The organism is Thermoanaerobacter mathranii subsp. mathranii str. A3, assembly GCF_000092965.1.
Taxonomy (GTDB): Bacteria; Bacillota; Thermoanaerobacteria; order Thermoanaerobacterales; family Thermoanaerobacteraceae; genus Thermoanaerobacter; species Thermoanaerobacter thermocopriae.
Genome location: NC_014209.1, coordinates 1,323,577 through 1,348,748 on the forward strand (window position 1 = coordinate 1,323,577; position 25,172 = coordinate 1,348,748).

The following is a 25,172-nucleotide window of genomic DNA, read 5'->3' on the forward strand; positions in this document are numbered from 1 at the left end:
TGTGATAAAACGATCTACATGTTTTAAAAAGGTTTTTTAGGGGATAATATTTGTTATAGTTTGACAGAAATTTAAGGGTTAATGATTAAAAAAGGCAAAGACAACCTTTTTCTAAAGGCGCCTTTGCCTTTTTTTCTATTTACTTGTTTACTTTAAATTACAATTGCTTTTTTTCGATTTGTCATTTGTACTTTAAAATACTAATAATCACTATAAAAAGTTAAATGTTAAATAACATGTCGGCATATGTCGGTAATGGCCACAATTCTGCATCTACAATGGTTTCGAGTTTATCGCCGATTTCTCTTAAAATGCCCATTTTTGCAAATACTACATCTCTGTAATAGCAAGCCTTGCTATAAGAATCACCATTCATATTTGAAGCTTCATTAACTGCATTTTCAAGTTCAGAGATGTTTTTCTTAAATTCACTCATTAGTGTAGAAACTTCTTCTAATAATTCAGTTTGTGCACTTATATCAGCATTTAGACCTGTTGCTTTTACAGAATTTATTGATTCTGCAATTTTTGTAGCAAAAGTTATTACAGCTGGGAGTATTTGTCGTTTTGCTATGTCTAACATTGTTAAAGCTTCAATATTAATTGTTTTTATATAATTTTCAAGAGAAATCTCATATCGTGATTCAAGTTCAACTTTGCTTAAAACACCGTGTTTTTCCATGACTTTGATATTCTTCTCTTTAATTAAAGCAGGAATAGCTTCAACTGTTGATCGAATATTTGGAAGTCCTCTTTTTTCTGCCTCTTTTACCCATTCTTCTGAATAACCATTCCCATTAAATATAATTCTTTTGTGCTTCTTTACAATTTCCTTAAGCAACAGTTGCACTTCTTCATCAAAATTTGTGGCCTTTTCCAACCTATCCGCAATCTGAGATAGACTTTCAGCAACAATGGTGTTTAATATAAAATTAGCAGTTGCAATTGATGAAGAAGAACCAACCATTCTAAATTCAAATTTATTTCCTGTAAATGCGAATGGAGATGTTCTGTTTCTATCTGTAGAATCCTTTGGTAGTGCAGGAAGAGTTGATACACCTACTTTTAATACTCCTCCTTGTTTTGAAGTTGTTGCACCACCATTTTCGATCTGTTCAAGAATATCCGTAAGCTGTTCACCAAGGAAGACTGATACAATTGCGGGCGGTGCTTCATTAGCGCCAAGACGATGGTCATTTCCTGGTGTTGCAGCAGCTACTCTGACTAAATCAGCGTATTCATCGATAGCTTTGATTACAGCACACAGGAATACTAAAAATTGTGCATTTTCGTGGGGTGTATGTCCCGGATCTAAGAGATTTTGGCCATCATCGGTGCTCATTGACCAATTAATGTGTTTACCGGAACCATTGACTCCTGCAAAAGGTTTTTCATGCAAAAGGCATACAAGTCCATGTCTTAAAGCAATTTTTTTCATTAGATCCATTGTCAATTGATTATGATCTGATGCAATATTAGCTGTATTGTATACTGTAGCGAGTTCATGCTGAGCGGGAGCAACTTCATTATGCTTAGTTTTAGCAGGAATTCCTAATTTCCACAATTCCTCATCTAAATCTCTCATAAATGCTGATATTCTTTCTTTGATAGATGCAAAATAATGATCTTCCATTTCTTGACCCTTTGGTGATTTAGCACCAAATAGAGTTCTTCCCGTAAGTATAAGATCTTTACGCTTGTCATACATCTTTTTATCAATTAAGAAATATTCCTGTTCAGGTCCTACGGTTGTAATAACTTTCTTTGCTGTAGTATTACCAAATAATCTTAATACTCGAAGAGCTTGTTTTGATAAAGCTTCCATAGAACGCAGTAAGGGTATTTTTAAATCTAGCGCTTCGCCTGTATATGAGCAGAAAGCAGTGGGGATATATAGCGTATCATCTTTTATAAAAGCCGGCGATGTACAGTCCCATGCTGTATATCCTCTTGCTTCAAAGGTAGCCCTTAAACCACCTGATGGAAATGAAGAAGCATCAGGCTCACCTTTAATTAATTCTTTTCCTGAAAATTCAGTTATTACCCTACCATCTTGAGTAGGAGAAATGAAAGAATCCCGCTTTTCAGCAGTAATTCCAGTCAATGGCTGGAACCAATGTGTAAAATGAGTTGCTCCCTTCTCAATTGCCCAATCTTTCATTGCATTTGCTACAACTTCAGCAACTGCTGGTTCTAATGGAATTCCCTCATCAATTGTTTTCCTTAAAGCTTTGTAAGTTGCCTTTGGAAGGCGTTCTCTCATGACTGAATCGTTAAAAACATTTGAACCAAAAATGTCGCTTAGAGTGTTTTGTGCCATAGTAATTCCCTCCTCTTAAATGATTTTATAAATTAACATATTAACTTGATAAATAATTAAGGTATAATATTAAAAAATAAAACAAAGGCGTCACCTCTACAATGTGAAACGCCTTTGTTTCACTTACAAACTATTAACTTTACACATTTATATAGTTAATACTAGATTTATAATAACATATTATTATTCTGATTTCAAGTATTTTTTATGTAAGTCCGTGTTAAGATCTAGTAAGTAAATTTTTAAAAATATCTTCGTTTAAATTACCTCACCGTCAGCAGATTATCGCCCTGTCCCCTTTGATATGCTAGAAGCAGCCTCTTCTCCTCTAGGTATCTCACCATATTTCAGACACACAGTCAGCAGACGCATATTTTCGTGGATTACCGTCTTTGTCTTCATTTTAATATACCCAATTTAACCAATGCTTCCATAGCAGCAGCTTGTTCAGCTTCTTTTTTACTTTTGCCATAACCTTCTCCTAAAGCTACATCTCCAATTCGCACTTTGGTGATAAAAGTTTTGTTGTGGTCAGGTCCTATTTCTTTTACAAGTTCATAAGTGATTTTCCCTATTCCCATACTTTGAACAACTTCTTGCAACTTGGTCTTATAGTCACGATAAATAAGTCCTTCTAATACTTCTTCAATGATATTTCTAAATAAATCTAAGATTATATTGCGAACGACTTCTAATCCTCCATCCAGATATACAGCAGCCAGCAGCGCTTCCATAGCATCTGCAAGAAGTGAATCTCTTTCTCTTCCTCCAGTCATTTCTTCTCCCTTACCAATGAGCAAAAAATTGCCTAACCCTATTTCTCTTGCACATCTAGCAAGAGAGGGCTCACAAACTATTTCAGCTCTATATTTAGAAAGAGAACCTTCTTCTAAATCTTTTCTATTCTTGTACAAATACTCACTTATTACAAGGCTTAGAACAGAATCTCCTAAAAACTCCAATCTTTCATTGCTAATCTTGCTATTTTTACCTTCGTGAGCCCATGAACTGTGAGTTAAAGCCTCAATAAGCAAATCTTTATTTTTAAAGCTATAATTAATTTTCTTTTCTAATTCAGACAAATTTTTTCTTTTCACTTCCATACCTCTTTTAAAATTTTTTAAAAAGTATTGTCCCATTATGTCCTCCAAAGCCAAAGGAATTAGAAATCGCATAATTTACTTCTTTCTCTATAGCCTCATTAGGCACATAATTTAAATCGCACTCTGGATCGGGAGTTTCATAATTAATAGTAGGGGGTATAATGCCATTTTTTATAGTCAAAACAGTAGCAACAGCCTCTACTGCACCTGCTGCTCCTAATAAATGACCTACCATAGACTTGATAGAGCTTACATAGAGTTTATACGCATGGTCTTTAAAGACCTTCTTTATAGCCATTGTTTCAAATTTGTCGTTATATTCAGTGGAAGTTCCATGAGCGTTGATATAATCTATCATTTCAAAACTTACTTTTCCGTCCTTTAAAGCTGCTTCCATTGCACGAGCAGCTCCTTCTCCTTCTGGCGCAGGAGCAGTTATGTGGTAAGCATCATCTGTAGCACCATAACCTATTATCTCTGCATAAATTTTAGCTCCTCTTTTTTGCGCATGTTCTAAAGATTCTAAAATTAAGCTGGCAGACCCTTCCCCCATTACAAAGCCATCTCTATTTAAGTCAAAAGGACGGGAGGCTTTTTTAGGGTCCTCATTTGTAGACATTGCTTTCATTGCACAAAAGCCTGCGAAAGACATTGGAGTTATAGCTGCTTCGGTACCTCCTGTAACTATAAGGTCTGCTTCTCCCCGTTGAATGGCTTTAAAAGCTTCTCCTATAGCATTAGTACTGGAAGCACAAGCATTTACTATAGTCTCGTTTATCCCTTTTAGTCCAAAAGTTATTGCAATTTGACCCGCTGCCATATTTGCTATCATCATGGGAATAAAGAAAGGACTTACTTTCCCGGGGCCTTTTTCATACATAATTTTTATTTGATTTTCAAAAGTTTCAATTCCTCCTATGCCTGTACCGTAAATGACTCCAAACCTGTTTAAATCAACTTTAGAAAGGTCAATTTGTGAATCCTCTAATGCCAACTTCGCGCTGGCAACGGCAAACTGGATAAACCTATCCATTCTTCTTGCTTCTTTTTTGTCTATATATAAAGTTGGTTCAAAATCTTTCACTTCTGCCGCTACCTTAGTAGGAAATTCTGACACGTCAAACTTAGTAACAGTGTCTATTCCAGACTCACCATTTATTAACGAATTCCAAAATTTTTCTACAGTATTACCCAAAGGTGTAATGACTCCTACTCCCGTTACAACTACTCTGTTCATAAGTTAAACCTCCAACATAGGGTAAAAATATATGGTATAAAGTCCCGCAAGGCGGGACCTCAACTATTCAAGATTGCTTAAGTATTCTACTACATCACCTACCGTTTTAATCTTTTCCGCATCTTCATCAGGAATTTCAATATCAAACTCTTCTTCCAGAGCCATTATAAGCTCTACTATGTCCAAAGAGTCTGCTCCTAAATCATCTATAAAAGATGACTCCATCGTTATTTCATCCGGATCAATGCCAAGTTGTTCAGCTATTATGTCCCTTACTTTTTCAAAAATCATACCTTTTTCACCTCCTCTCAAAAATTATACATTATGATAATATTACATAACCATTCCTCCGTCAACATTTATTACTTGCCCAGTAATATAATCTGAAGCAGGACTTGCCAAAAAAGCAACCAATTCAGCAACATCCTCCGGTTTTCCAGCTCTTTTTAGAGGAATGCTCTTTAACATCTTTTCTTTTATTTCATCTTTTAACACACTTGTCATATCCGTTTCAATGAAGCCAGGAGCTACAGCATTTACTGTTATTCCCCGACTCGCTAACTCTTTTGCAACGGATTTGGTAAGTCCTATCATTCCTGCTTTAGAAGCAGCATAATTAGCTTGACCTGCATTTCCCATTAATCCCACAACTGATGTAATATTTATTATCTTCCCTTTTCTCTTTTTTATCATATACTTTGATGCAAATTTTATTACATTAAACGTACCTTTTAAATTTACATCTATTACTTGGTCCCACTCGCTTTCATCCATCTTCAAAATTAAATTATCCTTTGTAATTCCCGCATTATTTACCACAACATCTATACTACCAAATTCTTCCACAATTTTATCTATTGCTTTTTCTACCTCATCGTATTTAGAGACATCACATTTGATAGCCATTGCTTCTACTCCATACTCTTTTACTTCTCTTACCACCTCTTCAGCACTTCTGTCGCTTTTGGAATAGTTGATCACAATATTAAATCCATCTTTTGCTAAACGCCGAGCAATTGCTCGCCCAATACCCCGAGATCCCCCTGTTATAAAAGCAGTTTTTCTTTCAGTTTCCATATTCTTATCCCTCCAAAGCAGAGAGAGTCTTCAAAAGTGACTCCTCATCTTCAAAATTATAAGCATCTTTGGTTCTGTCAATCTTTTTAACAAAACCTGTAAGAGTTTTTCCCGGACCTATTTCAACAAAAATATCTACACCATCCTCAATCATTCTTTTTACAGATTGTTCCCATAGCACAGGATGACTCACTTGTTTTATGAGCAATTCTTTAATTTCTTCCCTTGTAACATAGTTAGCTGTCACATTTGATATTACAGGAATTTTTAACTCTCTTATTTCTATTTTTCCCAAATCCTTCTCCAAAAGTTCTCCTGCTTTTCTTAGCATGCTGCAATGAAAAGGGGCACTTACTGCCAATACTACTGCTCTTTTTGCACCTTTTTCTTTGGCTAGCTCCACTGCTTTTTCCACGGCTTTTACTTCTCCGGATATAACTAATTGTCCTGGACAGTTATAATTGGCAGGTTCTACTATTCCAACTTGTGATGCAATACGGCAAATCTCTTCTACTACTTCATTTTCAAGTCCCAGTATTGCTGCCATAGTACCCACTCCTTGGGGTACCACTCCCTGCATATATTTCCCTCTATTTTTCACAAGTCTAACTGCATCTTCAAAATCCAAAGCTTCAGCCAATACTAAAGAGGAATACTCTCCTAAACTCAATCCTGCAGTAACCTCAGCATTTATCCCTCTATTTTGCAAAACCTTTGTTAAAGCAACAGAAACTGTTAAAATGGCCGGCTGAGTATTTTCTGTTTTTAGAAGTTCTTCTTCTGGCCCTTCAAAGCAAAGTTTAGATATACTAAATCCCAAAGCTTCATCGGCCCTTTCAAAAATCTCTCTTGCTTCCTGGTATCTTTGGTATATTTCTTTGCCCATCCCAGCATATTGGGAACCTTGCCCTGGGTAAATAAAAGCTATTTTCATTTTTTCACCTCATTTTATACAAATTGCCAATAACCTCACTGGCTTGTTTCATTATGTCCTCTATTATCTCTTTTACAGGTTTAATGTCATTTATAAGGCCAGCAATTTGTCCTGCCATCACAGAGCCATATTCTACATCACCGTCTACTACCGCTGCTCTTAATTTTCCTTCTCCTAATTTTTCTAATTGTTCCTTAGAAGCTCCCATTTGTTCTAATTTTTCAAATTCTCTTGTCAGTTTGTTTTTTAAGGACCTGACCGGATGGCCAGTGCTTCTCCCAGTAACCACAGCATCTCTGTCTTTTGCCTTTAAAATATATTCTTTGTAACGAGGATGAGCAGTACATTCAGTAGAACATACAAACCGAGTTCCTATTTGAACTCCCGAAGCACCTAAGCAAAAAGCTGCAGCTAAACCGCGTCCATCAGCAATACCTCCTGCAGCGATGACTGGAATTTTCACAGCATCCACTACTTGAGGTACTAATGCTAAAGTTGTCAATTCCCCAATATGACCTCCCGATTCTGTTCCTTCAGCAATAACAGCATCTACCCCAATGTCCTCCATTCTTTTTGCTAAGGCTACTGAAGGCACAACAGGAATTACTTTGATACCCCGCTCTTTAAGTCTTGGTATGTACTTGCCTGGATTTCCTGCTCCAGTAGTTATGACATCTATTTTTTCTTCTAAAATAACCTCCATAACTTCATCAACAAAAGGAGACAAAAGCATTACGTTGACACCAAAAGGTTTATCAGTAAGTTCTCTTGCCTTCCGTATTTGTTCCCTTACAAAACTGGCAGGTGCATTACCTGCTCCTATTATTCCTAAACCTCCTGCATTTGACACTGCAGCAGCTAGTTCTGCAGTCGCTACCCATGCCATTCCACCTTGAAATATCGGATATTTTATATTGAGCATTTCTACTATTTCCGTTTTAAACATATCTTTCACTCCTTACTTACTCCATTTTATAACACTTGAGCCCCAAGTCAAACCTGCACCAAAAGCAACTGTAAGTATAATATCACCTTTTTTAATAAGTCCTTTCCTATATGCCTCATCTAAAGCTATAGCAACAGAGGCTGCAGATGTGTTACCGTATTTATCAAGATTTATATAAACTTTATCATCGCTAAGTTTTAGCCTTTTTCTTGCTGCTTCAATTATTCTTGTATTCGCTTGATGAGGTATAAGCATATCGATATCTTCTGGTTTTAGGCCACATCGGTTTAATGCCTCAATAGTAGCGCTATCCATTACTTTTACAGCAAACTTAAATACTTCTTGTCCTTCCATAAAAATAGTATGTAAATTTTTCTTTACAGTCTCTTCACTAGCAGGCATTCTTGAACCTCCTGCGGGCATGTACAAGTGTTTTCCACCAGTTCCATCAGCTCCCAAATAAGTACTCAAAATTCCATATCCGCTTTCTACTCTTCCTACCACAGCTGCTCCTGCTCCATCCCCAAAGAGGACACAAGTGTTTCTGTCTTTCCAATTAGTAATTTTAGACAAAGTTTCTGCTCCAATAACTAATATTTTGTTATACATACCAGTCTCTACAAATTGTTGAGCAATAGCAAGACCATATATGAAACCTGAACATCCAACAGAGATATCAAAAGCAGCTGCGTTGGATGCACCCAAATTAGCTTGAATTATGCAAGCAGTAGATGGAAAATTCATATCAGGTGTCACAGTTGCAACAATAATCATATCAATTTCTGAAGGGGCAATTTTAGCATCTTCCAAAGCTTTTCTTGCAGCTTCAATTCCTAAATCAGAAGCTGCTTGTGAAGGATCTGCAATGCGCCTCTCTTTAATTCCTGTCCTCGTTGTAATCCATTCATCAGAAGTATCTACCATTTTTTCTAAATCGGAATTAGTCAAAACTTTTTCTGGAACGTAACTACCCGTTCCTAAAATTCCTGCAGCAAATTTTTTACCCACTTAACTCATCTCCCATTGACTCAATTTCTTTTTTTATGTGATTTAACACATCATTATCTACAAAATTTTTAGCCTGTTTTATCGCATTAAAAATAGCCTTTGCTTTTGAGTTGCCATGAGCTTTTATGACTGGTTTTTTTATTCCCAAAAGAGGTGCTCCTCCATATTCGGTGTAATCCATTTTTTTAGTTATTCTCTTAAGTCCCCTCATTATTAAAAGAGCTCCTATTTTAGTAAAAATATTTCGTGTCAACTCTTCCTTTAAAAGTTGAGAAATTACAGAAGCGATTCCTTCCATAGACTTTAGTATAGCATTTCCCACAAACCCATCGCAGACTACAACTTCACAGACGCCGTAGGGAATATCTCTTCCCTCTACATTTCCTATAAAATTTAGTTTTGATTTTTTAAGTTCTTCAAAAGCCTTTTTTACTACTTCATTACCTTTTTCCTCTTCTGCTCCTATATTAAAAAGCCCTACTCTTGGGCTTTTAATCCCAAACATTTTTTGTGCATAAACATTTCCCATGACAGCAAACTGTATCAAATTTTGAGCATCACAATTAGTATTAGAACCTGCATCTAATAACACAGTAGCCCCATTTAAAGTAGGAAGTATTGGAGCTAGAGCAGGTCTGTCAATTCCCTTGATACGCCCTAAAGTAAGTAATGCTCCTGCCATTAAAGCACCTGTATTGCCAGCTGATAAAAAAGCGTCCACTTCCTCATCTTTAAGAAGCTGTAGGCCTATTACCATAGAGGAATCTTTTTTCCTTCTAACAGCCGTAACAGGCGCTTCATCATTTTCAATAACTTCTGAAGTATAGACGAGATTAAGCCTTTTATCCTTTCCTTCAAGACCACGTAAAACTTCATTTCTCCCAATAAGTACTATCTCTAAGTCTTGAAAATGCCGTAATGCCTCTAAGCTGCCTTTAATTATCTCCTCTGGGGCATAGTCACCACCCATAGCATCAATCGCTAACCTCAACAGTGTCACTCCTTTTTTTTAGAAAATCCTCATCAATGGCTACTAAAATGAACTTACCTCTGAATACTTCCCTGTCCTTAACTTTTATCTTAACCCAGACAAAATATTTGTTTCCTCTTTGACGTATCACTTCGGCTTTCGCCACAAGTCTATCTCCTACTTTAACGGGAAACTTGTACTTTATGTTTGCCACTCCAATTAAAGCAGCAGAGGCATCAATAACAGACATAGCTAAAGATTCAGCCTGTGAATAAATGTATTGCCCCTTCACAATTTTTGTTTTGACAAAAACCATATCTTCTGTAGGCTCAAAAATCGAAATACCCCTTTTACCTAATTCTAAGTCTATTAGTTCTCCAACTACTTCACTTCCTGTAATAGTTCTCACTTTTTGATAATTTTCTTCTGCAACACTTTTTATACGCTCTCTAACTTCGGGGATTCCTAATTCCATCCTGTCAAGTCTTATAGTTTGTACACTTACTCCAAACATTTCTGCTAACTCGTCATCAGTATAAAAGGGGTTAGTATTTATTTTTTCTTTTAGAAGTTTTTGTCTTTCTACTTTACTCATTCGCACAGTCATATTACCAGCTCCAGATATTAGTTGTTTTTATGACCTACCCAAAATTATAAATTATTTTTTTTGTAAAATCAACTAAAAAAAGTAGTAATAGGTCTTTTCCTATTACTACTTTTTTTAGTCTTATTCTTCTACTTTTATTACCTCTCTCCCTTTGTAATAGCCGCAATTAGGACATACTCTATGAGGGAGCTTAGGTTCATGGCATCTTGGGCATAAAACGTAAGCCGGTGCAGCTATTTTATAACTATTATTCCTCCTGGTATCTCTTCTAGCCTTTGATATTCTCCTCTTTGGAACAGCCATCTTAACACCTCCTACATCTATTGCAGTAGTTTAGAAAGGACGGTAAGCCGCGGATCAATATCTTCTCGCTTGCAACTACAGGATTGATGGTTTAAATTGGCACCGCAAACAGGACACAAGCCTTTGCAATCTTCTTTGCACAAAAATTTCATTGGTAATGACAATATGACAAACTGGACTACAAAAGTAGTTAAATCAAAATTTTCATAAAAACTGTCATCTACTTTGCCGTCTACTAAATCCTCTACATATTCTCTTAATTTAAGGTCTAGATTATAAATGAACTCTTTCAAACATCTGTCACATACAGCATTTATACTGCCTGTAATATCAAGTTCTGCAAAAAAACCTTCTTTTTGTGCCGTAATAGTACCTTTTACATGTAGAGGAATTATAATCTTATATTCTTCTCCTTTAAATCCAATACTCTCAACGTCTTCCACATAGTCTATATTTATGCTGCGGCCAAGCTGTCCTTTGATTTTTAATAGATCGACTTTCATTTTTCTTCACACACCTTAAAATAATTGACATCCCTATTATACTAGCCTCACAACCCGTTGTCAAGATTATCTACTTTAAACCTTTTACCAATTTTTCAGTATCTTTAGCTATCATATATTCTTCATTTGTGGGAATAACCATAACTTTAACTTTTGAATCTTGAGTAGATATAATTTCCTCTTTTCCTCTCACCTTATTTTTTTCTTTGTCCAATTTTACACCCAAAAACTCCAAATCCTCTAAAATAAACTCTCTTATCTCCGGTCCATTCTCCCCAATTCCAGCAGTAAATACAATAACATCAACACCACCCATAACAGCTGCGTAAGAACCTATTGTCTTTTTCACCCTATAAGCAAAAACTTTCAACGCCAGCATTGCCCTTTTATTCCCTTCATTAAAGGCTGCGTTTTCTAAATCTCGAAAGTCACTGCTTATTCCTGAAATTCCGTATACTCCTGATTTTTTATTGAATATCTCTATAATTTCTTCAGCAGTTAACCCTTCTTTTTCCATTAAGAAAGTTATAATTGAAGGATCAACATTCCCAGACCTTGTACCCATAGCCAGCCCTTCTAATGGTGTAAATCCCATACTTGTATCTATCGATTTACCGCCTTTAATTGCAGCAATACTAGAACCATTCCCTAAATGGCAAGTAATGATTTTTAGCTCTTCAATAGGTCTATTTAATATTTCAGCAGCTCTTAAAGAAACATATTTATGGGAAGTCCCGTGGAATCCATATCTTCTTATTTTGTATTTTTCGTAGTATTCATAAGGAATGGGATAAATATAAGCGTAATCTGGCATTGTTTGATGGAAAGCCGTATCAAAAACCGCTGCCATCGGCACCCCTGGCATTATCTGCTGACAAGCTTTTATACCCTCAATATTAGCAGGATTGTGCAAAGGTGCAAGGTCAATACAGGCTTCTAATTTTTTAATAACCTCTTCGTCAATCAAGACAGAATCAGTGAAAAACTCTCCACCGTGCACAACTCTATGTCCTACTGCATCTATTTCTTTCATATCCTTTAATATTCCCATTTCTTTATCTGCTAAAGTCTCTAAAACAATTTGTATAGCTTCTTTGTGATTTTTCATATCTTTTTGTATCTTTATTTTATCTTTTCCCTCTACTTGATGAGTTAAAAAAGAATTATTGATACCTATTCTTTCCGCTAACCCTTTTGCTAAAACTTTTCCATTATCCATATCCAATAATTGATATTTTAATGACGAACTTCCACAGTTCATAACTAAAATTTTCATATGTACTACCTCCTTAAAGTTATTTTTACACTCCTTGAGCTTGTACACAAGTTATTGCTATAACATTAACAATATCCTCTACACTGCAACCCCTTGATAAGTCATTGATGGGTTTGGCAAGACCTTGAGAAATTGGTCCAATAGCATTAGCCTTAGCAAGTCTCTGTACCAATTTATATCCAATGTTTCCAGCTTGCAAATCTGGGAAAACAAGCACGTTTGCATTTCCTGCAACAGGACTTCCTGGAGCCTTTAACTCTCCTACTTCTTTGACAATCGCAGCATCTAATTGAAGCTCACCATCAATTAGCAAATCAGGCGCCAATTCTTTTGCAATTTTTGTTGCATTTTTCACCTTATCTACTAATTCATGGTTTGCACTTCCTTTTGTAGAAAATGATAGCATAGCGATTCTAGGCTCAATTCCAGCAAGGACCTTTGCTGTATGGGCAGAAGCAATAGCAATTGCTGCTAATTCCTCTTCAGTAGGATTAGGATTTATTGCACAGTCAGCAAAAATAAACACACCATTGCTTCCATAAGTACAATTAGGTACTTCCATTATAAAGGCGCCAGAAACTACTTTGACGCCTGGAGCAGTTTTTACAATTTGAAAAGCCGGTCTGAAAACATCAGCAGTAGCGTGAATCGCCCCAGATACCATGCCATCCACATCATCTAATTTAACCATCATGACACCGTAGTACATCGGATTTTTCATAATTTGATATGCCTGTTCCTCTGTTACTCCTTTGTTTTTTCTTAAATTATAATATTCTTCAGCATATTTTTGTAAAAGAGGCGACTTTTCAGGGTCTATAATTTCTGCTTTCGAGATATCCAACCCCTTTGCTTTTTCTTTTATTTCTTCTTCTTTTCCCAACAAAACTACATCAGCGATACCTTCTTTAATAACCGTTTCGACAGCTTTTAAAGTCCTAGACTCACTTCCCTCAGGAAGCACAATTCTTTTTTTATTTGCTTTAGCTTTTTGTATAATACTATCCATTAGCGCCATTTAAAATCTCCTTTCCTTTTTTAATTTTAAAACTGTAATATTGTATACACGATCTTCCTTTTACATTTTATCATATTTTATGTAAAATAATAAGTATATCTTAAAAAATTTTTTGAAAGGATAAGAAAGTTATATGAAAATTTTGGGAATTATTGTCGAATACAATCCTTTTCACTACGGACACCTTTACCATTTGCAAACTTCAAAAGAATTAACCAAATGTGATTATACTGTAGCAGTAATGAGTGGAAATTTCGTACAAAGAGGAGAACCAGCAATTGTAGACAAATGGAAAAGGACTATGATGGCTTTAAAAGCTGGCGTAGACTTAGTAATTGAGCTGCCAGTAGTATACGCTACCTCCACTGCAGAAAATTTTGCTTATGGAGCAGTGAAATTATTAGACTCTTTAAAAATAATAGATTGTATTTCTTTTGGTAGTGAAAAAGGTGAGTTAAGCGAACTTATAAAAATTGCTGAGATACTTTTAGAAGAACCAATTCATTATAGAAAAGCATTAAAAGAATATTTAAAAACCGGTATCACTTTTGCAAAAGCTCGCGAATTAGCATTAAAAAAAGTTACGAATAATAATGAAATAGAAAAGATTTTACAAACCTCCAACAACATCTTAGCAATAGAATACCTAAAAGCGCTAAAAAAAATAGATAGTTCTATTACACCTTTTACCATAAAGCGAAGAGGCTCTTTGTATACTTCTTTAGAACTCAAAGGAGAATTCGCCAGTGCCTCTTCCATAAGAAAGCATATTTTTGAAAAAGGTCTAGAAGACTTAGAAAAATACATCCCAAATTTTTCAAAAGAAATTTTACAAAGCTCTTTTGAAAAAAAACAGGGGCCGGTATCCTTAGAGGATTTTTCTAATATTTTAATTTATCTTTTAAGAAATCACATTCCTCTTAATCACATATTTGATGTCTCGGAAGGTTTGGAAAACAAAATTTACAAAGCTTCTTATAAAACTAACAATATTGAGGAACTTATAAAACTTATAAAATCAAAGCGATACACTGAAAGCAGAATAAAGCATATATTGACTCATCTTTTACTTAAGATAGATAAACAAATTTTTGAAGAATTTGACGGTCCTAATTATATAAGAGTTTTAGGTTTTAACGAAAAAGGCAAAAAAGTGTTAAAAGAAATTAAGAAAAAGTCTTCTCTCCCTATCATCACAAAAGTATCACAATATAAAAGCAAACTATCTAATACCAAAATGTTCGAAAAAGATTTATTTGCTACTGATACCTATACTTTAGCTTATAAAAACTCTTCTATCGCTGGCTTAGATTTTATACATCCATTAATAAAACTTTAAATTCCCCACCATTCATTTTTAAAGAACTCTTTAAATAAGATAATAATAGACAACAAAACAAGGTGGGGATAAAACTTGAAAAACACCTTTTTAAATATTTTTATTTCTTTTTTAATTTTAATGGTACTATCTTTAATACTTTTCCCTAAAGAAGCATTAGAAGCAGCTAAAGGCGGCATAAACCTTTGGCTTTTTACTATTACCCCTTCTTTACTTCCTTTTTTCATAGGTTCAGAGCTTCTTTTACAATTAGGAGTAGTGCATTTTTTAGGCACTTTTTTAGAGCCTATAATGAGGCCCCTGTTTAATGTACCGGGAAGTGGTTCCTTTGCAATGGCAATAGGATATACTTCTGGTTATCCAGTAGGAGCCCAGGTAATATCAAGACTTTGGGAAGAAAATTTATGTAAAACAGAAGAAGCTGAAAGGCTCATGTCTTTTTGCAATAACTCAGGCCCCCTATTCATGTTGGGAGCTGTCGCAATTGGCATGTTTGGTAGCCCACAAGCCGGATACATGATCATGGCTTCTAATTATTTCGCAGCTATAACCACAGGACTTTTCTTTCGATTTTATAAAAAAAATTCTCACAAAACATCTCCCACAACAAAAAAATTTTTAAATGCTACTATCAAAAAAATAAATTATACACCAGAACAGAATAAAAAAAGTTTAAGCACTATACTGTCAGAAGCTGTCGTTAAATCAACAAATACTATTATCATGATAGGAGGTTATGTTGTACTTTTTTCCGTTGTGATAGAATTTTTAAAACTGTATAAAATTTTAGATTTCCTCTCTTACTTCTTATCTCCAATATTCGTATTATTAGGTTTTGATAAAAGTTTAATACCAGCTTTCATAAGCGGTCTTTTGGAAATAACGGTAGGTTCAAACTTAATAAGCCAAGTTTCTGCGCCTTTAGAACAAAAAGTTATATTAACAAGCGCCATAATAGCATGGGGCGGAATATCAATACATGGACAAGTATTAGGAGTAATAGCAAAAACAAAAATAAAATATTTTCCTTATTTCGTTGCAAAAACAATCCAATTTTTTCTTGCAGCTTTATACTCTCATTTGTTACTCACTATATTAAAATTTCAAGAGGACAATGAAATTTCCCATGTTTTTAATCCATATACTTACAAAAATTCCTGGGACATATTTCAATTTTCTTCAATAATTTTCATAATTGTTATTTTAACCATCCTATTTTTTGCAATAGCTTTAAAACAATATTTACAACAACACTAACTATTTGTTGCCTTTTAATTCTTCTCTATTTCTCTTAATAGTTTCTAATATTTCAGACACTTGCAACTCAATTTTAGCAAGCAATTCATCAGCATATTCTCTACTTCCTAGCCTTATTTCCCTTGCATTAGCTTGGGCAGTAGAAATTATTTCTGCTGCCGTCTTTTCAGCCTTTTTAACTATCTCACTTTCACTTACCATTTCCTTAATCTTTTGTTCAGCTTCTTTTATTATCATTTCTGCTTCCTGTTGTGCCTCTAAAAGAATTCTTTGCCTTTCTTGTTTGATCCATTCCGCCCTTTTAAATTCGTCTGGCAATTTTATTCTTATTTGCTTTATTAATTCCAAGACTTCTTCTTTGTTTATTAAAACTTTGCCAGAAAGAGGAATAGAAGAACTATTTTCTATAATGTCTTCTAATTCTTCTAAAAGATTAAGAACTTCTAAATCATTAATATTCGACAAAAATAAAACCCCCTTTAATTATCTTGAAAACTTTTCCTTTAATTTTTGAGCTACAATCTCTGGTACAAACTCAGAAAGGCAACCGCCAAACTGAGCGATTTCTTTCACAACACTAGAACTTAGATATCCATACTTTGCACTAGTCATCAAAAAAACCGTCTCAACAGAAGGATTTAATTTTTTGTTGATTAAAGCCATTTGAAACTCATATTCAAAGTCAGAGACCATTCTCAACCCTTTTATTATAGCATTAGCATTTACTCTTTTAGCATACTCTACCAATAAACCGTCAAAATAATCAATCTCAACATTGGGAATATCATAAGTTACTGCTTTTAAAAGCTCTATCCTTTCTTCCACCGAAAATAAGGGCTTTTTCGAAGGATTTAAAAGCACAGCTACAATTAGTTTATCAAACAGATTTGCTCCTCTTTTTATAATATCAATGTGTCCATAGGTGACTGGGTCAAAACTCCCTGGATAAATTGCAGTTTTCATGTTACCTCCTTATAAAATGATAGTATTGTTTCTCCATACTTATTTTCTCTTATCTTTACTAGATTTCCATAAGTTTCTTTTACTTTATCATTTTTATGATGTTCTGCTATTATAATGCCGCCTCTTTTCAAAAGTTTTGCCTTTCCAAGCTTTATAAGAGTTTTTTCGGCAAGGTTTTGATAATAAGGGGGATCTAAAAATATTATATCAAACTTTGTATTATTTTGGTCTAATATTTCAATAACTTTTAAAACATCTCGATGGAGTATTTTAGCAAAAGGTATTAAATTTAATTCGGCCACATTTTCCCTTATACATTTTACACTTTTTAAACTTTTATCGACAAAATAGCAAAACTGTGCCCCTCTGCTTAATGCTTCGATGCCTATATTCCCTGTACCCGCAAACAAATCTAAAAAAACACTTCCTTCTATTTTGTTCATCAATATATTAAATAATGATTCCTTAACTCTATCGGCAGTTGGCCTCACTTCACTGCCTTCTATAGATTTTATTTTTCTTCCTCTTAGCTTGCCTGCTATTACTCTCAAAGGCAATCCCCCATTTCACCAATTATTTTAGCATATTTTTAAAAAATATCGTAAAAAATATGTATAAATTTTTTTCAAAATGGCAAATAATATTTATGGGAACAGAAATTTCCCCAAAATTCTTCCTTCAATTTCTCCTCTCCCAGTCCAGGTAGGCAACTACCTGGATTAAAATTTTAAAAGGGCAATCACAAGGATTGCCCTTTTTATTGTAAATTATCTTATTTCCAAGTTCCTTTACTGGCTATTTGGCTTTCTGCCATCTGTATCATTTTTCTTACCATATGGCCACCTACAGCCCCACAATCTCTTGATGTGAGGTTACCCCAGTAGCCATCGGCTGGAGGAGTTATTCCTAATTCATTAGCTATCTCATACTTCCACTGGCTCATAACCTGCTTTGCCTCTTTTACCACAAGAGGATTTCTGGTTTCTGAACCTACAGCCATTTTATTCACCTCCTAAATCGTGTTCCATTATTAATTTAACCCGCTATTTAGCTTATATACCTGTAAACTATTGTTATATATACCTTTTGATATAAAGAAGGATACCCACTAGGGATATCCTTCTTTATATCATATATCATTATCCTTATTATCTTTATATATATCAATATATATTTATTTCCAGGTTCCTTTGCTGGCCATCTGACTTTCTGCCATTTGTATCATTTTTCTTACCATATGGCCACCTACAGCCCCACAATCTCTTGATGTGAGATAACCCCAATAACCATCAGCTGGAGGATTTATTCCTAATTCTCTTGCTATTTCATACTTCCACTGGCTCATGACTTGCTTTGCCTCTTTTACCACAAGAGGATTTCTGGTTTCTGAACCTACAGCCATTTCAATCACCTCCATTTGTATTTGTATTATTAATTTAACCAAATTGCTTTTTTATAAACTATAAATTTGTTTTCAAAAATGTATAAAAGTGATTGAAATGGCAAATAATAAAAATTTATTTTTCCTCAAAAAACACTCCTGCCGCATCAGGCCCTGCATGAGTACCTATTCCACATCCAGCTCTTGACCGTAAAAATTTAGTTATGCCTAACTCGCTTCTTAAGGCAGCTTCTATTTCATTTAAAAATTCTTCTTTATCTGTATGAATTAATCCCACTTCTCTATCTGTAAAATCTACTCCTGTATTTTTCATATAATCAATCATCCAGCGAATAACTCTTTTTTGCCCTCTAACCTTATCTACTATTTTTAATTCTCCATCATCATTCATTAAAATAGGCTTTATATTCAAAATATTCCCAATAAAAGCCTGCGTTTTAGGTAAACGCCCTCCTCTGTATAAATAGTCCAGAGAATCAAAAACCATTATATACCTAATTTTAGGAATTAAATCATACACTTTTTGAACAATTTCCTCCTTAGAAGCTCCCGCAACTGCCATTTTAGCAGCCTGAAGAACTAACATACCATTTCCTAATGTAAAATGTCTTGAATCAATAACTTCAATTCTTTTTGGATCTACCATATCTTTTGCAATCACCGCAGATTGGTAAGTTCCACTCAATTTTGATGATAAAATTATGGCAATTACGTAATCATAACTTTTTAACAAGTCCTTAAAAGTTTCCATAAACTCTACTGGTGAAGCTTGAGTAGTTGTAGGCATTTTTCCTTCTCTTAAAAGCCTATAAAATTCTTCTTTTGTTATATCTTCTCCATCTTTATAACTTACACCATCAATATTGATAGTCAGAGGAACTACAAATATTCTATAAGTTTTTATTAAATCCTCAGGTATATCAGACAAGCTATCTGTGACAATCGCTATCTTTTCCATACTACTATTCTCCTTCTCTAATTTAATATTATTCCTTCTAATTTTTGGTAAAACTGATTAAGTAAAATATTTTTTATCTTAGGATAGTTTTCAAGTTTAGGGTCTTTTTTAAGCAACTCCTCTACATCTTTTTGCACTATCTTTAAAATATCTATATCCTCCACAATGTTAGCAATTTTAAATTCAGGAAGGCCATGCTGTCTTAATCCTAAAAATTCACCAGGTCCTCTTATTTCTAAATCTTTTTCTGCAATTTTAAATCCATCAGAAGTTTGAGCTAAAACTCCCAGTCTTTTTTTGGCTACGTCAGAATTAGAATAACTGATTAAAATACAGTAAGACTGAAATTCTGACCTGCCAACTCTGCCTCTCAATTGGTGAAGTTGTGCAAGTCCAAACCTTTCTGCATTTTCTATAATCATCACTGTTGCATTAGGTACATTTACCCCCACCTCTATTACTGTGGTAGAGACTAAAATATCAATTTTGCCATTTACAAATTCTTCCATAACTTTTTCTTTCTCGCTGTCCGCCATTTTACCGTGTAAAAGTCCTACTTTAGCTTCCTTAAAAGCATCTTTATAAATTTCTCTATATACTATTTCGGCAGACATCGCACTTATTTTATCCGATTCTTCAATTAGGGGACAAACTACATAAACTTGTCTTCCCTTTTTCACTTCCTTCATTGCAAACTCGTAGGCTTTTTTTCTCACAGAAGAAGAAATAACGTAGGTTTTGACTTTTTTTCTTCCAGGAGGTAATTGGTCAATTATCGATATATCCAAATCTCCGTATAGAATAAGAGCCAAGGTACGAGGAATTGGTGTAGCTGTCATAACCAAAACATCAGGGTTTTTGCCTTTTTGTGTCAAAAGCGCCCTTTGTCTCACTCCAAAACGGTGCTGCTCATCAGTTATACAAAGTCCTAAATTGTTAAAAACCACATCATCTTCTATTAGAGCGTGTGTCCCTACTATAATATCGTAATCTCCCTTTTTGATTTTTTCTAATACTTCTTTTTTATTAGAAGGTGAAAGGCTACCAGATAAAAGTCCAATTTTTATATCAGTATTTTTAAAAAGTTCTTTTAACGTAGAATAATGCTGTTTTGCAAGTATCTCCGTTGGAGCCATCATTGCCACTTGATAGCCATTCTTGACAGCAATATACATACTGCAAGCTGCAACAACCGTTTTTCCGGAGCCCACGTCTCCCTGTACCAAACGATTCATCACCTTGTGAGAATTCATATCTGCAATTATTTCTTTTAAAACTTTTACCTGTGCTTGTGTCAATTTAAAAGGCAATCCCATAATAAAAGGCTTTAGATCTACCCGTTCAAATTTTATTCCTTTTTTTTCTTTCGCAGATCCTTTCATTAGAAATAAAGCCATTTGCAGCAAAAAAAGTTCTTGATATTTAAATCTGTATTTTGCCTGCTCTAAATATGCTTCATTTTGGGGAAAATTTATATTAATTAGTGCACTTTTTATGTCCATTAATCTTTTTTCAGATAGAAATTCTTCATCAAAAAACTCTTCTACTTCCTGTACATACTCCTTAAGAGCATTAAACATTATCTTTCTAATAGCATTTTGTGTCAATCCTTCTGTTAGTCCATAAATAGGAACTATCCTTCCTGTGTTTAACTTAAAATCTTCACTTTTTTCTATAACAGGATTTTCTACTATTAATTGTCCATATTTAAATCGTAATTTACCGTTTATTATATATTCTTCACCAATTTTTAAGTTATTCTTTATATAGGGTTGATTATACCACACTAACTCTACTGCGCCTGTTCCATCTTTTACAGGGACTTTAGTGATAATCACCCTTGAAGTCTTTATTTCTCTTGGACTACCTACAATATAGCCTTTAAAAGTTTGTTTTTCTCCAACTGTTAAGTCCTCAATTTTTAAAATACTGCTTCTATTTTCATAATCTTTAGGAAAATAAAATAATAAGTCCTCTACTGTTTGTATTCCCAATTTTTTAAGAAGTTTTGCCCTTTTAGGTCCAACTCCTTTTACGTACTGAATATCCAGATTTAAAGGCATTTCATTTCACCTTTACTCTATTGATATAACGTAATAGTAAAGCGGCTGACCTCCAAAATAAATTTCTACATCTGCCTCTACGGAAATAGAATTTTTCAATTCCTCCGCTTTTTCTTTTGTAACTTCTTCCCCATAATATATGCTAACTAATGAAGAATCCTCATCTAAAGCTTTATAAATCAATTCTTGTGCTACTTTATTATAATCTTTTCCTACTGATTCCAGGTTGTCATTTATAAAACCTAACACATCTCCTTTTTTGATTTCAAAACCATTTATTTGCGTGTCTCTTACTGAATAAGTAACTTCAATTGTCTTTATATTACTTAATATTTCTTTTATTTTAGCTACATTTTCTTCTAAACTCTTTTCAGTATCAATATTTAAAATAGAAGTTATAGCTTCACTAAAATTATTTGTTGGGATTATTTCTACTTTCTTATTTGATAAAGCTTTTGCTTGTTCACAAGCCATTATTATATTTTTATTATTAGGGAAAACTAAAATATTTTCCGCATTTATCTTTTTTATACCCTCTAAAATGTCATTTGTACTCGGATTCATAGTTTGTCCACCATTTATAATAACATCACAGCCCAGCTCTGAAAAAAGATTTTTAACTCCTTCTCCATTAGCTACAACTAAAACTCCATATTTTTTCTCAGGCTTTCGCTCTTCACTTACCAAACTTTCATGTTGTATTTTCATATTGTCAATTTTTACTTTTATAAGTTCACCTATTTTAAGTCCTTCTTCTAATACTAATCCAGGATTGTTTGTGTGCACATGGACTTTTAAAATGTCATCATCTGAAACTATCACCAAGCTATTTCCAAATCTTTCAAATTTATCTTTTAAAATAGCTTCTGCATAGCTCTTTTTTGTTTTGACTAATATTTCTGTACAATATAAAAATCTTAAATTCTCCACAACTTGCTGATTTGTTACTATCTCTTCTAAAACTTCTATAGGTTCAATTTTATTTCCTTTAAACCCTTCAAACATCCCCTTTAATACATACACAAATCCCATTCCACCAGAATCAACTACTCCAGCCTCTTTTAAAACTGGCAAGAGATTTGGAGTATTTTGTAAAGACTTTTCTGCAGCTTTAATAATTTTTGCGAAAAATTCTTCAAAATTTTCAACCTTTTTACATATTTTTTCCGCCTCTTCTGCAGTTTCCCTACATACTGTGAGAATAGTACCTTCTACAGGTCTCATAACTGCTTTATAAGCTACCTCTACACCAGCTTTCAAACCTTCTGCAAAATCGCAAGGAGTTATCTTTTTTGTATCTCTAAGTCGTTTAGAAAAACCTCTAAAAATCTGGGACAAAATAACTCCCGAATTACCTTTTGCTCCCATTAAAGTACCTTTCGAAATAGCATCTAAAACTTCTCTTATCGTATCTTGTGATTTCTCTAACTCTTTTGCAGCATATTGCATTGTATATGCCATATTAGAGCCAGTATCACCGTCTGGAACAGGAAAAACATTGAGTTTATCAACTTCTCCTTTGTTGTTAAAAAGATAATTAGAACTTGCTATCATCATGTTCTTTAAAATTTTTCCATCTAAGTACTTCAACACAACTTCCTCCTCAATTATCAACTTTAATTCCCTGAACATTTATTATTACATTTTCTACCTTTACTCCTACAAATTTCTCGACAGCGTATTTTACTTTTTCAATAGCATTCGCTGAAACAGTTTTTATATTTACGCCGTATAGGACAACTATATAAACTTCTAATATCAAACCTTCCTCTATAGTAACAACCTTGACTCCTCTTCCAGAATTTTCTGTTTTAAATATTTCTATTAATCCATTTGCTCCTTTTCTGCCTAATCCTACTATCCCATAACACTCAGATACTGCTCTACTGGTTATAGCAGCAATTGCATCATTTGAAATATGTATTATGCCATATTTGTTTTTTATTTGAACCATTAATACCCCTCCAATCTTAATTTATATTTTACCTAAATCTCTTAATAACATCAACTAAACATTTGTTGTAAAGGTATTTACATTTATAAGAGATGGTGATAAAATAATATTGTTATTTTGATTTTTATTGTGCAAGTAATTAATTTTTGATAAAATATTACTGTCTTTCAAAGGAGGTGCAACTGTGCTTAAGTGCGATGTTTGTGGAAAAGGTCCTTTGGCAGGTTACCAATATAGCCACTCTCATAGAAAATCCATAAGAAAGTGGAAACCTAACCTAAAAAAAGTAAGAGCAATAGTAAATGGTACTCCTGTTAGACTCCATGTATGTACAAAATGCTTAAAATCAGGAAAAGTACAAAGAGCAATATAAAGAAAGACGTGCATTTTTGCACGCTTTTTTATTTTTCACTTAAAATATATGTTTACATAGTAACCAGCTATTACAAGAAAAATTCCCAAAAAAATCATCCATAACCAGTAAGGAATATACCTAATAAAAATCAATACACCTAAAGCAATCAATACATATCCTAACGAATAATTTAGTTGCCTATTTAATCGCTTCAGTTTATAAAAAAATTTGTCCATAAAAACACCCCTTTCCTCTTTAGTTACTATTATACTATTCACAGGAAAGGGATTTTGAAACTATTCTCTTGGTTTTATCACTAATAAAAGTCCTTCTTCTATTTTTATAGTTGCTTTATCTTCTATAAAAACATTGCTTATACCGTAAGGCATTTCTAAATCCATACTTTGACCTGAAAGGGCATAAAACAAACCTTTAGTGTATATTCCTTTTACATCTTTAGAATATGGAAGTAAAGATAACAATTCTCCTTTTTTCCCTTCAATCTCTAAAAATTTATCAATCAAATATATCTCATTTTTTTCATTTATAATTTTACCCTTGATATTGCGATTTAATAAATACAACAAAAGGGAAAGATTTGCATAAGAGTGATCAAATCTCTCTCCAAATACCCCTGTAAAAATAATTTCCTTCGCCCCTAATTCTATCGCTTTTATCATTGCCAATTGTGTATCTGTCTCGTCCTTCATAGGAGAATATTTTTCAATTTTTACCCCTTTGTTTTTATAAAATTCCAAAACTTCTTCTTTTATTGAATCTAAATCACCCACTATCAAATGAGGTTTTAGTTTCATTTGATAGGCATGATTCGCTCCACCATCTGCACATATAACTATATCTACTTCTTTTGTCAAATTTTTATAAAAATCATAATCTTTTATATCCCCATTAGAAATAATTAAAACCCTCATCTTTTTACTGCCTTTCTAAATTCTTTTATAGTTTGGGCAGGATCCGAAGATTCAAAAATTGAAGAACCAGCTACAATTATATCAGTTCCTGCCTCAACTACTTCCTTTACATTATAAAGGTTAATTCCCCCATCTACCTCAATTTCAAAGTTTAAGCCTAAATCTTCTCTCATTTTCTTTATTTCTTCAATCTTTTTAAGCATTGAATCTATAAACTTTTGTCCTCCAAATCCAGGATTTACCGTCATAATCAGAACCATATCAATATCCTGTAATACATATTTTATACTTTCTAAAGGTGTAGCCGGATTTAAAGAAACTCCGGCTTTTTTACCATAGCTTTTTATTTTCTGTATCGTACGATGTAAGTGTATACAAGCTTCTTGGTGAACAGTTATAATATCCGCGCCCGAATTTACAAAATTTTCTATGTACAAATCTGGATTTTCAATCATCAAATGAACATCAAAGGGAATAGAAAAAAATTTTCTAAGGGACTTTACTACTACTGGTCCAATGGTGATATTTGGAACAAAATGGCCATCCATTACATCAATATGCAAAAGGTCAGCATCTTTTTCTATCTTTTTTACATCTTCTAATAAATTTGCAAAATTTGCAGATAATATTGAAGGAGCTATTTTCAA

Annotated in this window: 29 protein-coding genes; 3 read left to right on the forward strand and 26 right to left on the reverse strand. The window is 33.8% G+C overall.

Annotation, left to right across the window (positions count from 1 at the left end; genetic code table 11):
- Window positions 1–220: 220 nt before the first annotated feature.
- The 14 genes from TMATH_RS06590 to pta all read right to left on the reverse strand — a co-directional run bounded on the left by TMATH_RS06590 (window position 221) and on the right by pta (window position 13,302).
- Window positions 221–2,320 carry a glutamine synthetase III family protein gene (locus tag TMATH_RS06590; protein ID WP_013150366.1) on the reverse strand — a complete coding sequence of 700 codons (2,100 nt, stop codon included), beginning with the start codon at window positions 2,318–2,320 and terminating at the stop codon, window positions 221–223.
- A 398-nt stretch (window positions 2,321–2,718) separates the two neighbouring features.
- A complete protein-coding gene (gene rnc, locus TMATH_RS06595) occupies window positions 2,719–3,459 on the reverse strand; it encodes a ribonuclease III (protein ID WP_012995327.1) in 741 nt (246 codons plus the stop codon).
- Entirely contained in the window at window positions 3,431–4,660 is a 1,230-nt protein-coding gene (gene fabF / locus TMATH_RS06600; protein ID WP_013150367.1) for a beta-ketoacyl-ACP synthase II, read from the reverse strand. Before fabF ends, rnc begins: the two co-directional genes overlap by 29 nt.
- Before the next feature lie 63 nt (window positions 4,661–4,723).
- Window positions 4,724–4,951 (reverse strand): acyl carrier protein, encoded by a 228-nt coding sequence (gene acpP, locus TMATH_RS06605; RefSeq protein WP_012995329.1) that lies wholly within the window; start codon window positions 4,949–4,951, stop codon window positions 4,724–4,726.
- Window positions 4,952–4,993: 42 nt separating this feature from the next.
- A complete protein-coding gene (gene fabG / locus TMATH_RS06610; RefSeq protein WP_013150368.1) occupies window positions 4,994–5,737 on the reverse strand; it encodes a 3-oxoacyl-[acyl-carrier-protein] reductase in 744 nt (247 codons plus the stop codon).
- A 4-nt stretch (window positions 5,738–5,741) separates the two neighbouring features.
- Window positions 5,742–6,671 carry an ACP S-malonyltransferase gene (gene fabD / locus TMATH_RS06615; RefSeq protein WP_013150369.1) on the reverse strand — a complete coding sequence of 310 codons (930 nt, stop codon included), beginning with the start codon at window positions 6,669–6,671 and terminating at the stop codon, window positions 5,742–5,744.
- Between the two features lie 4 nt (window positions 6,672–6,675).
- Window positions 6,676–7,617 carry an enoyl-[acyl-carrier-protein] reductase FabK gene (fabK, locus tag TMATH_RS06620; RefSeq protein ID WP_012995332.1) on the reverse strand — a complete coding sequence of 314 codons (942 nt, stop codon included), beginning with the start codon at window positions 7,615–7,617 and terminating at the stop codon, window positions 6,676–6,678.
- Window positions 7,618–7,629: 12 nt separating this feature from the next.
- A complete protein-coding gene (locus TMATH_RS06625) occupies window positions 7,630–8,625 on the reverse strand; it encodes a beta-ketoacyl-ACP synthase III (protein ID WP_013150370.1) in 996 nt (331 codons plus the stop codon).
- Window positions 8,618–9,616, reverse strand: a complete 999-nt coding sequence (gene plsX / locus TMATH_RS06630) for a phosphate acyltransferase PlsX (protein ID WP_013150371.1) — start codon at window positions 9,614–9,616, stop codon at window positions 8,618–8,620. Before plsX ends, TMATH_RS06625 begins: the two co-directional genes overlap by 8 nt.
- Window positions 9,600–10,202 (reverse strand): transcription factor FapR, encoded by a 603-nt coding sequence (fapR, locus tag TMATH_RS06635; RefSeq protein ID WP_012995335.1) that lies wholly within the window; start codon window positions 10,200–10,202, stop codon window positions 9,600–9,602. The genes plsX and fapR overlap by 17 nt, the downstream gene beginning before the upstream one ends.
- A 120-nt stretch (window positions 10,203–10,322) precedes the next feature.
- Window positions 10,323–10,505, reverse strand: a complete 183-nt coding sequence (rpmF, locus tag TMATH_RS06640; protein ID WP_012995336.1) for a 50S ribosomal protein L32 — start codon at window positions 10,503–10,505, stop codon at window positions 10,323–10,325.
- Between the two features lie 17 nt (window positions 10,506–10,522).
- The gene (locus TMATH_RS06645) at window positions 10,523–11,008 is read right to left on the reverse strand and encodes a YceD family protein (protein WP_013150372.1); all 486 of its coding nucleotides are present in this window, start codon (window positions 11,006–11,008) and stop codon (window positions 10,523–10,525) included.
- A 70-nt stretch (window positions 11,009–11,078) separates the two neighbouring features.
- Window positions 11,079–12,284, reverse strand: a complete 1,206-nt coding sequence (locus tag TMATH_RS06650) for an acetate kinase (protein ID WP_013150373.1) — start codon at window positions 12,282–12,284, stop codon at window positions 11,079–11,081.
- Between the two features lie 25 nt (window positions 12,285–12,309).
- Window positions 12,310–13,302, reverse strand: coding sequence for a phosphate acetyltransferase (gene pta / locus TMATH_RS06655; protein WP_012995339.1), 993 nt, complete (start codon window positions 13,300–13,302; stop codon window positions 12,310–12,312).
- A 133-nt stretch (window positions 13,303–13,435) separates the two neighbouring features.
- Here pta and TMATH_RS06660 point away from each other — a divergent pair, with 133 nt between their 5' ends.
- Together TMATH_RS06660 and ylbJ are read left to right on the forward strand one after the other, a co-directional pair.
- Window positions 13,436–14,641 carry a nucleotidyltransferase gene (locus TMATH_RS06660; RefSeq protein WP_013150374.1) on the forward strand — a complete coding sequence of 402 codons (1,206 nt, stop codon included), beginning with the start codon at window positions 13,436–13,438 and terminating at the stop codon, window positions 14,639–14,641.
- 75 nt (window positions 14,642–14,716) lie between these two features.
- Window positions 14,717–15,898, forward strand: coding sequence for a dipicolinic acid transporter SpoVV (gene ylbJ, locus TMATH_RS06665; RefSeq protein WP_013150375.1), 1,182 nt, complete (start codon window positions 14,717–14,719; stop codon window positions 15,896–15,898).
- Here the strand turns inward: ylbJ and TMATH_RS06670 are convergent, their stop codons facing one another.
- The 9 genes from TMATH_RS06670 to TMATH_RS06710 all read right to left on the reverse strand — a co-directional run bounded on the left by TMATH_RS06670 (window position 15,899) and on the right by TMATH_RS06710 (window position 23,238).
- On the reverse strand, window positions 15,899–16,363 hold the full coding sequence (locus TMATH_RS06670) for a hypothetical protein (RefSeq protein ID WP_012995342.1): 465 nt from the start codon (window positions 16,361–16,363) through the stop codon (window positions 15,899–15,901).
- Window positions 16,364–16,381: 18 nt separating this feature from the next.
- Complete coding sequence (gene coaD, locus TMATH_RS06675; RefSeq protein ID WP_012995343.1) at window positions 16,382–16,861, reverse strand: pantetheine-phosphate adenylyltransferase; 480 nt, start codon at window positions 16,859–16,861, stop codon at window positions 16,382–16,384.
- Entirely contained in the window at window positions 16,858–17,412 is a 555-nt protein-coding gene (gene rsmD, locus TMATH_RS06680) for a 16S rRNA (guanine(966)-N(2))-methyltransferase RsmD (RefSeq protein ID WP_013150376.1), read from the reverse strand. The genes coaD and rsmD overlap by 4 nt, the downstream gene beginning before the upstream one ends.
- 221 nt (window positions 17,413–17,633) lie before the next feature.
- The gene (locus TMATH_RS06685) at window positions 17,634–17,861 is read right to left on the reverse strand and encodes an alpha/beta-type small acid-soluble spore protein (RefSeq protein ID WP_012995345.1); all 228 of its coding nucleotides are present in this window, start codon (window positions 17,859–17,861) and stop codon (window positions 17,634–17,636) included.
- 174 nt (window positions 17,862–18,035) lie between these two features.
- Window positions 18,036–18,263 (reverse strand): alpha/beta-type small acid-soluble spore protein, encoded by a 228-nt coding sequence (locus TMATH_RS06690; RefSeq protein WP_013150377.1) that lies wholly within the window; start codon window positions 18,261–18,263, stop codon window positions 18,036–18,038.
- A 115-nt stretch (window positions 18,264–18,378) separates the two neighbouring features.
- The gene (locus TMATH_RS06695) at window positions 18,379–19,221 is read right to left on the reverse strand and encodes a DegV family protein (RefSeq protein ID WP_013150378.1); all 843 of its coding nucleotides are present in this window, start codon (window positions 19,219–19,221) and stop codon (window positions 18,379–18,381) included.
- 17 nt (window positions 19,222–19,238) lie between these two features.
- A complete protein-coding gene (gene recG, locus TMATH_RS06700) occupies window positions 19,239–21,284 on the reverse strand; it encodes an ATP-dependent DNA helicase RecG (protein ID WP_013150379.1) in 2,046 nt (681 codons plus the stop codon).
- 12 nt (window positions 21,285–21,296) lie between these two features.
- A complete protein-coding gene (locus TMATH_RS06705) occupies window positions 21,297–22,877 on the reverse strand; it encodes a DAK2 domain-containing protein (RefSeq protein WP_013150380.1) in 1,581 nt (526 codons plus the stop codon).
- Window positions 22,878–22,887: 10 nt separating this feature from the next.
- The gene (locus TMATH_RS06710) at window positions 22,888–23,238 is read right to left on the reverse strand and encodes an Asp23/Gls24 family envelope stress response protein (protein WP_012995350.1); all 351 of its coding nucleotides are present in this window, start codon (window positions 23,236–23,238) and stop codon (window positions 22,888–22,890) included.
- Between the two features lie 184 nt (window positions 23,239–23,422).
- On the opposite strand from TMATH_RS06710, the gene rpmB reads away from it, so the two are divergent.
- Window positions 23,423–23,611, forward strand: a complete 189-nt coding sequence (gene rpmB / locus TMATH_RS06715; protein WP_012995351.1) for a 50S ribosomal protein L28 — start codon at window positions 23,423–23,425, stop codon at window positions 23,609–23,611.
- Between the two features lie 35 nt (window positions 23,612–23,646).
- On the opposite strand, the gene TMATH_RS06720 is transcribed toward rpmB, so the two are convergent.
- From TMATH_RS06720 to rpe, 3 genes are read right to left on the reverse strand one after another with little or no spacing between them, the layout of a single operon-like run.
- On the reverse strand, window positions 23,647–23,829 hold the full coding sequence (locus tag TMATH_RS06720; RefSeq protein ID WP_012995352.1) for a hypothetical protein: 183 nt from the start codon (window positions 23,827–23,829) through the stop codon (window positions 23,647–23,649).
- A 60-nt stretch (window positions 23,830–23,889) separates the two neighbouring features.
- Window positions 23,890–24,525 carry a thiamine diphosphokinase gene (locus TMATH_RS06725; protein WP_013150381.1) on the reverse strand — a complete coding sequence of 212 codons (636 nt, stop codon included), beginning with the start codon at window positions 24,523–24,525 and terminating at the stop codon, window positions 23,890–23,892.
- Window positions 24,522–25,172, reverse strand: coding sequence for a ribulose-phosphate 3-epimerase (gene rpe / locus TMATH_RS06730; RefSeq protein ID WP_013150382.1), 651 nt, complete (start codon window positions 25,170–25,172; stop codon window positions 24,522–24,524). The genes TMATH_RS06725 and rpe overlap by 4 nt, the downstream gene beginning before the upstream one ends.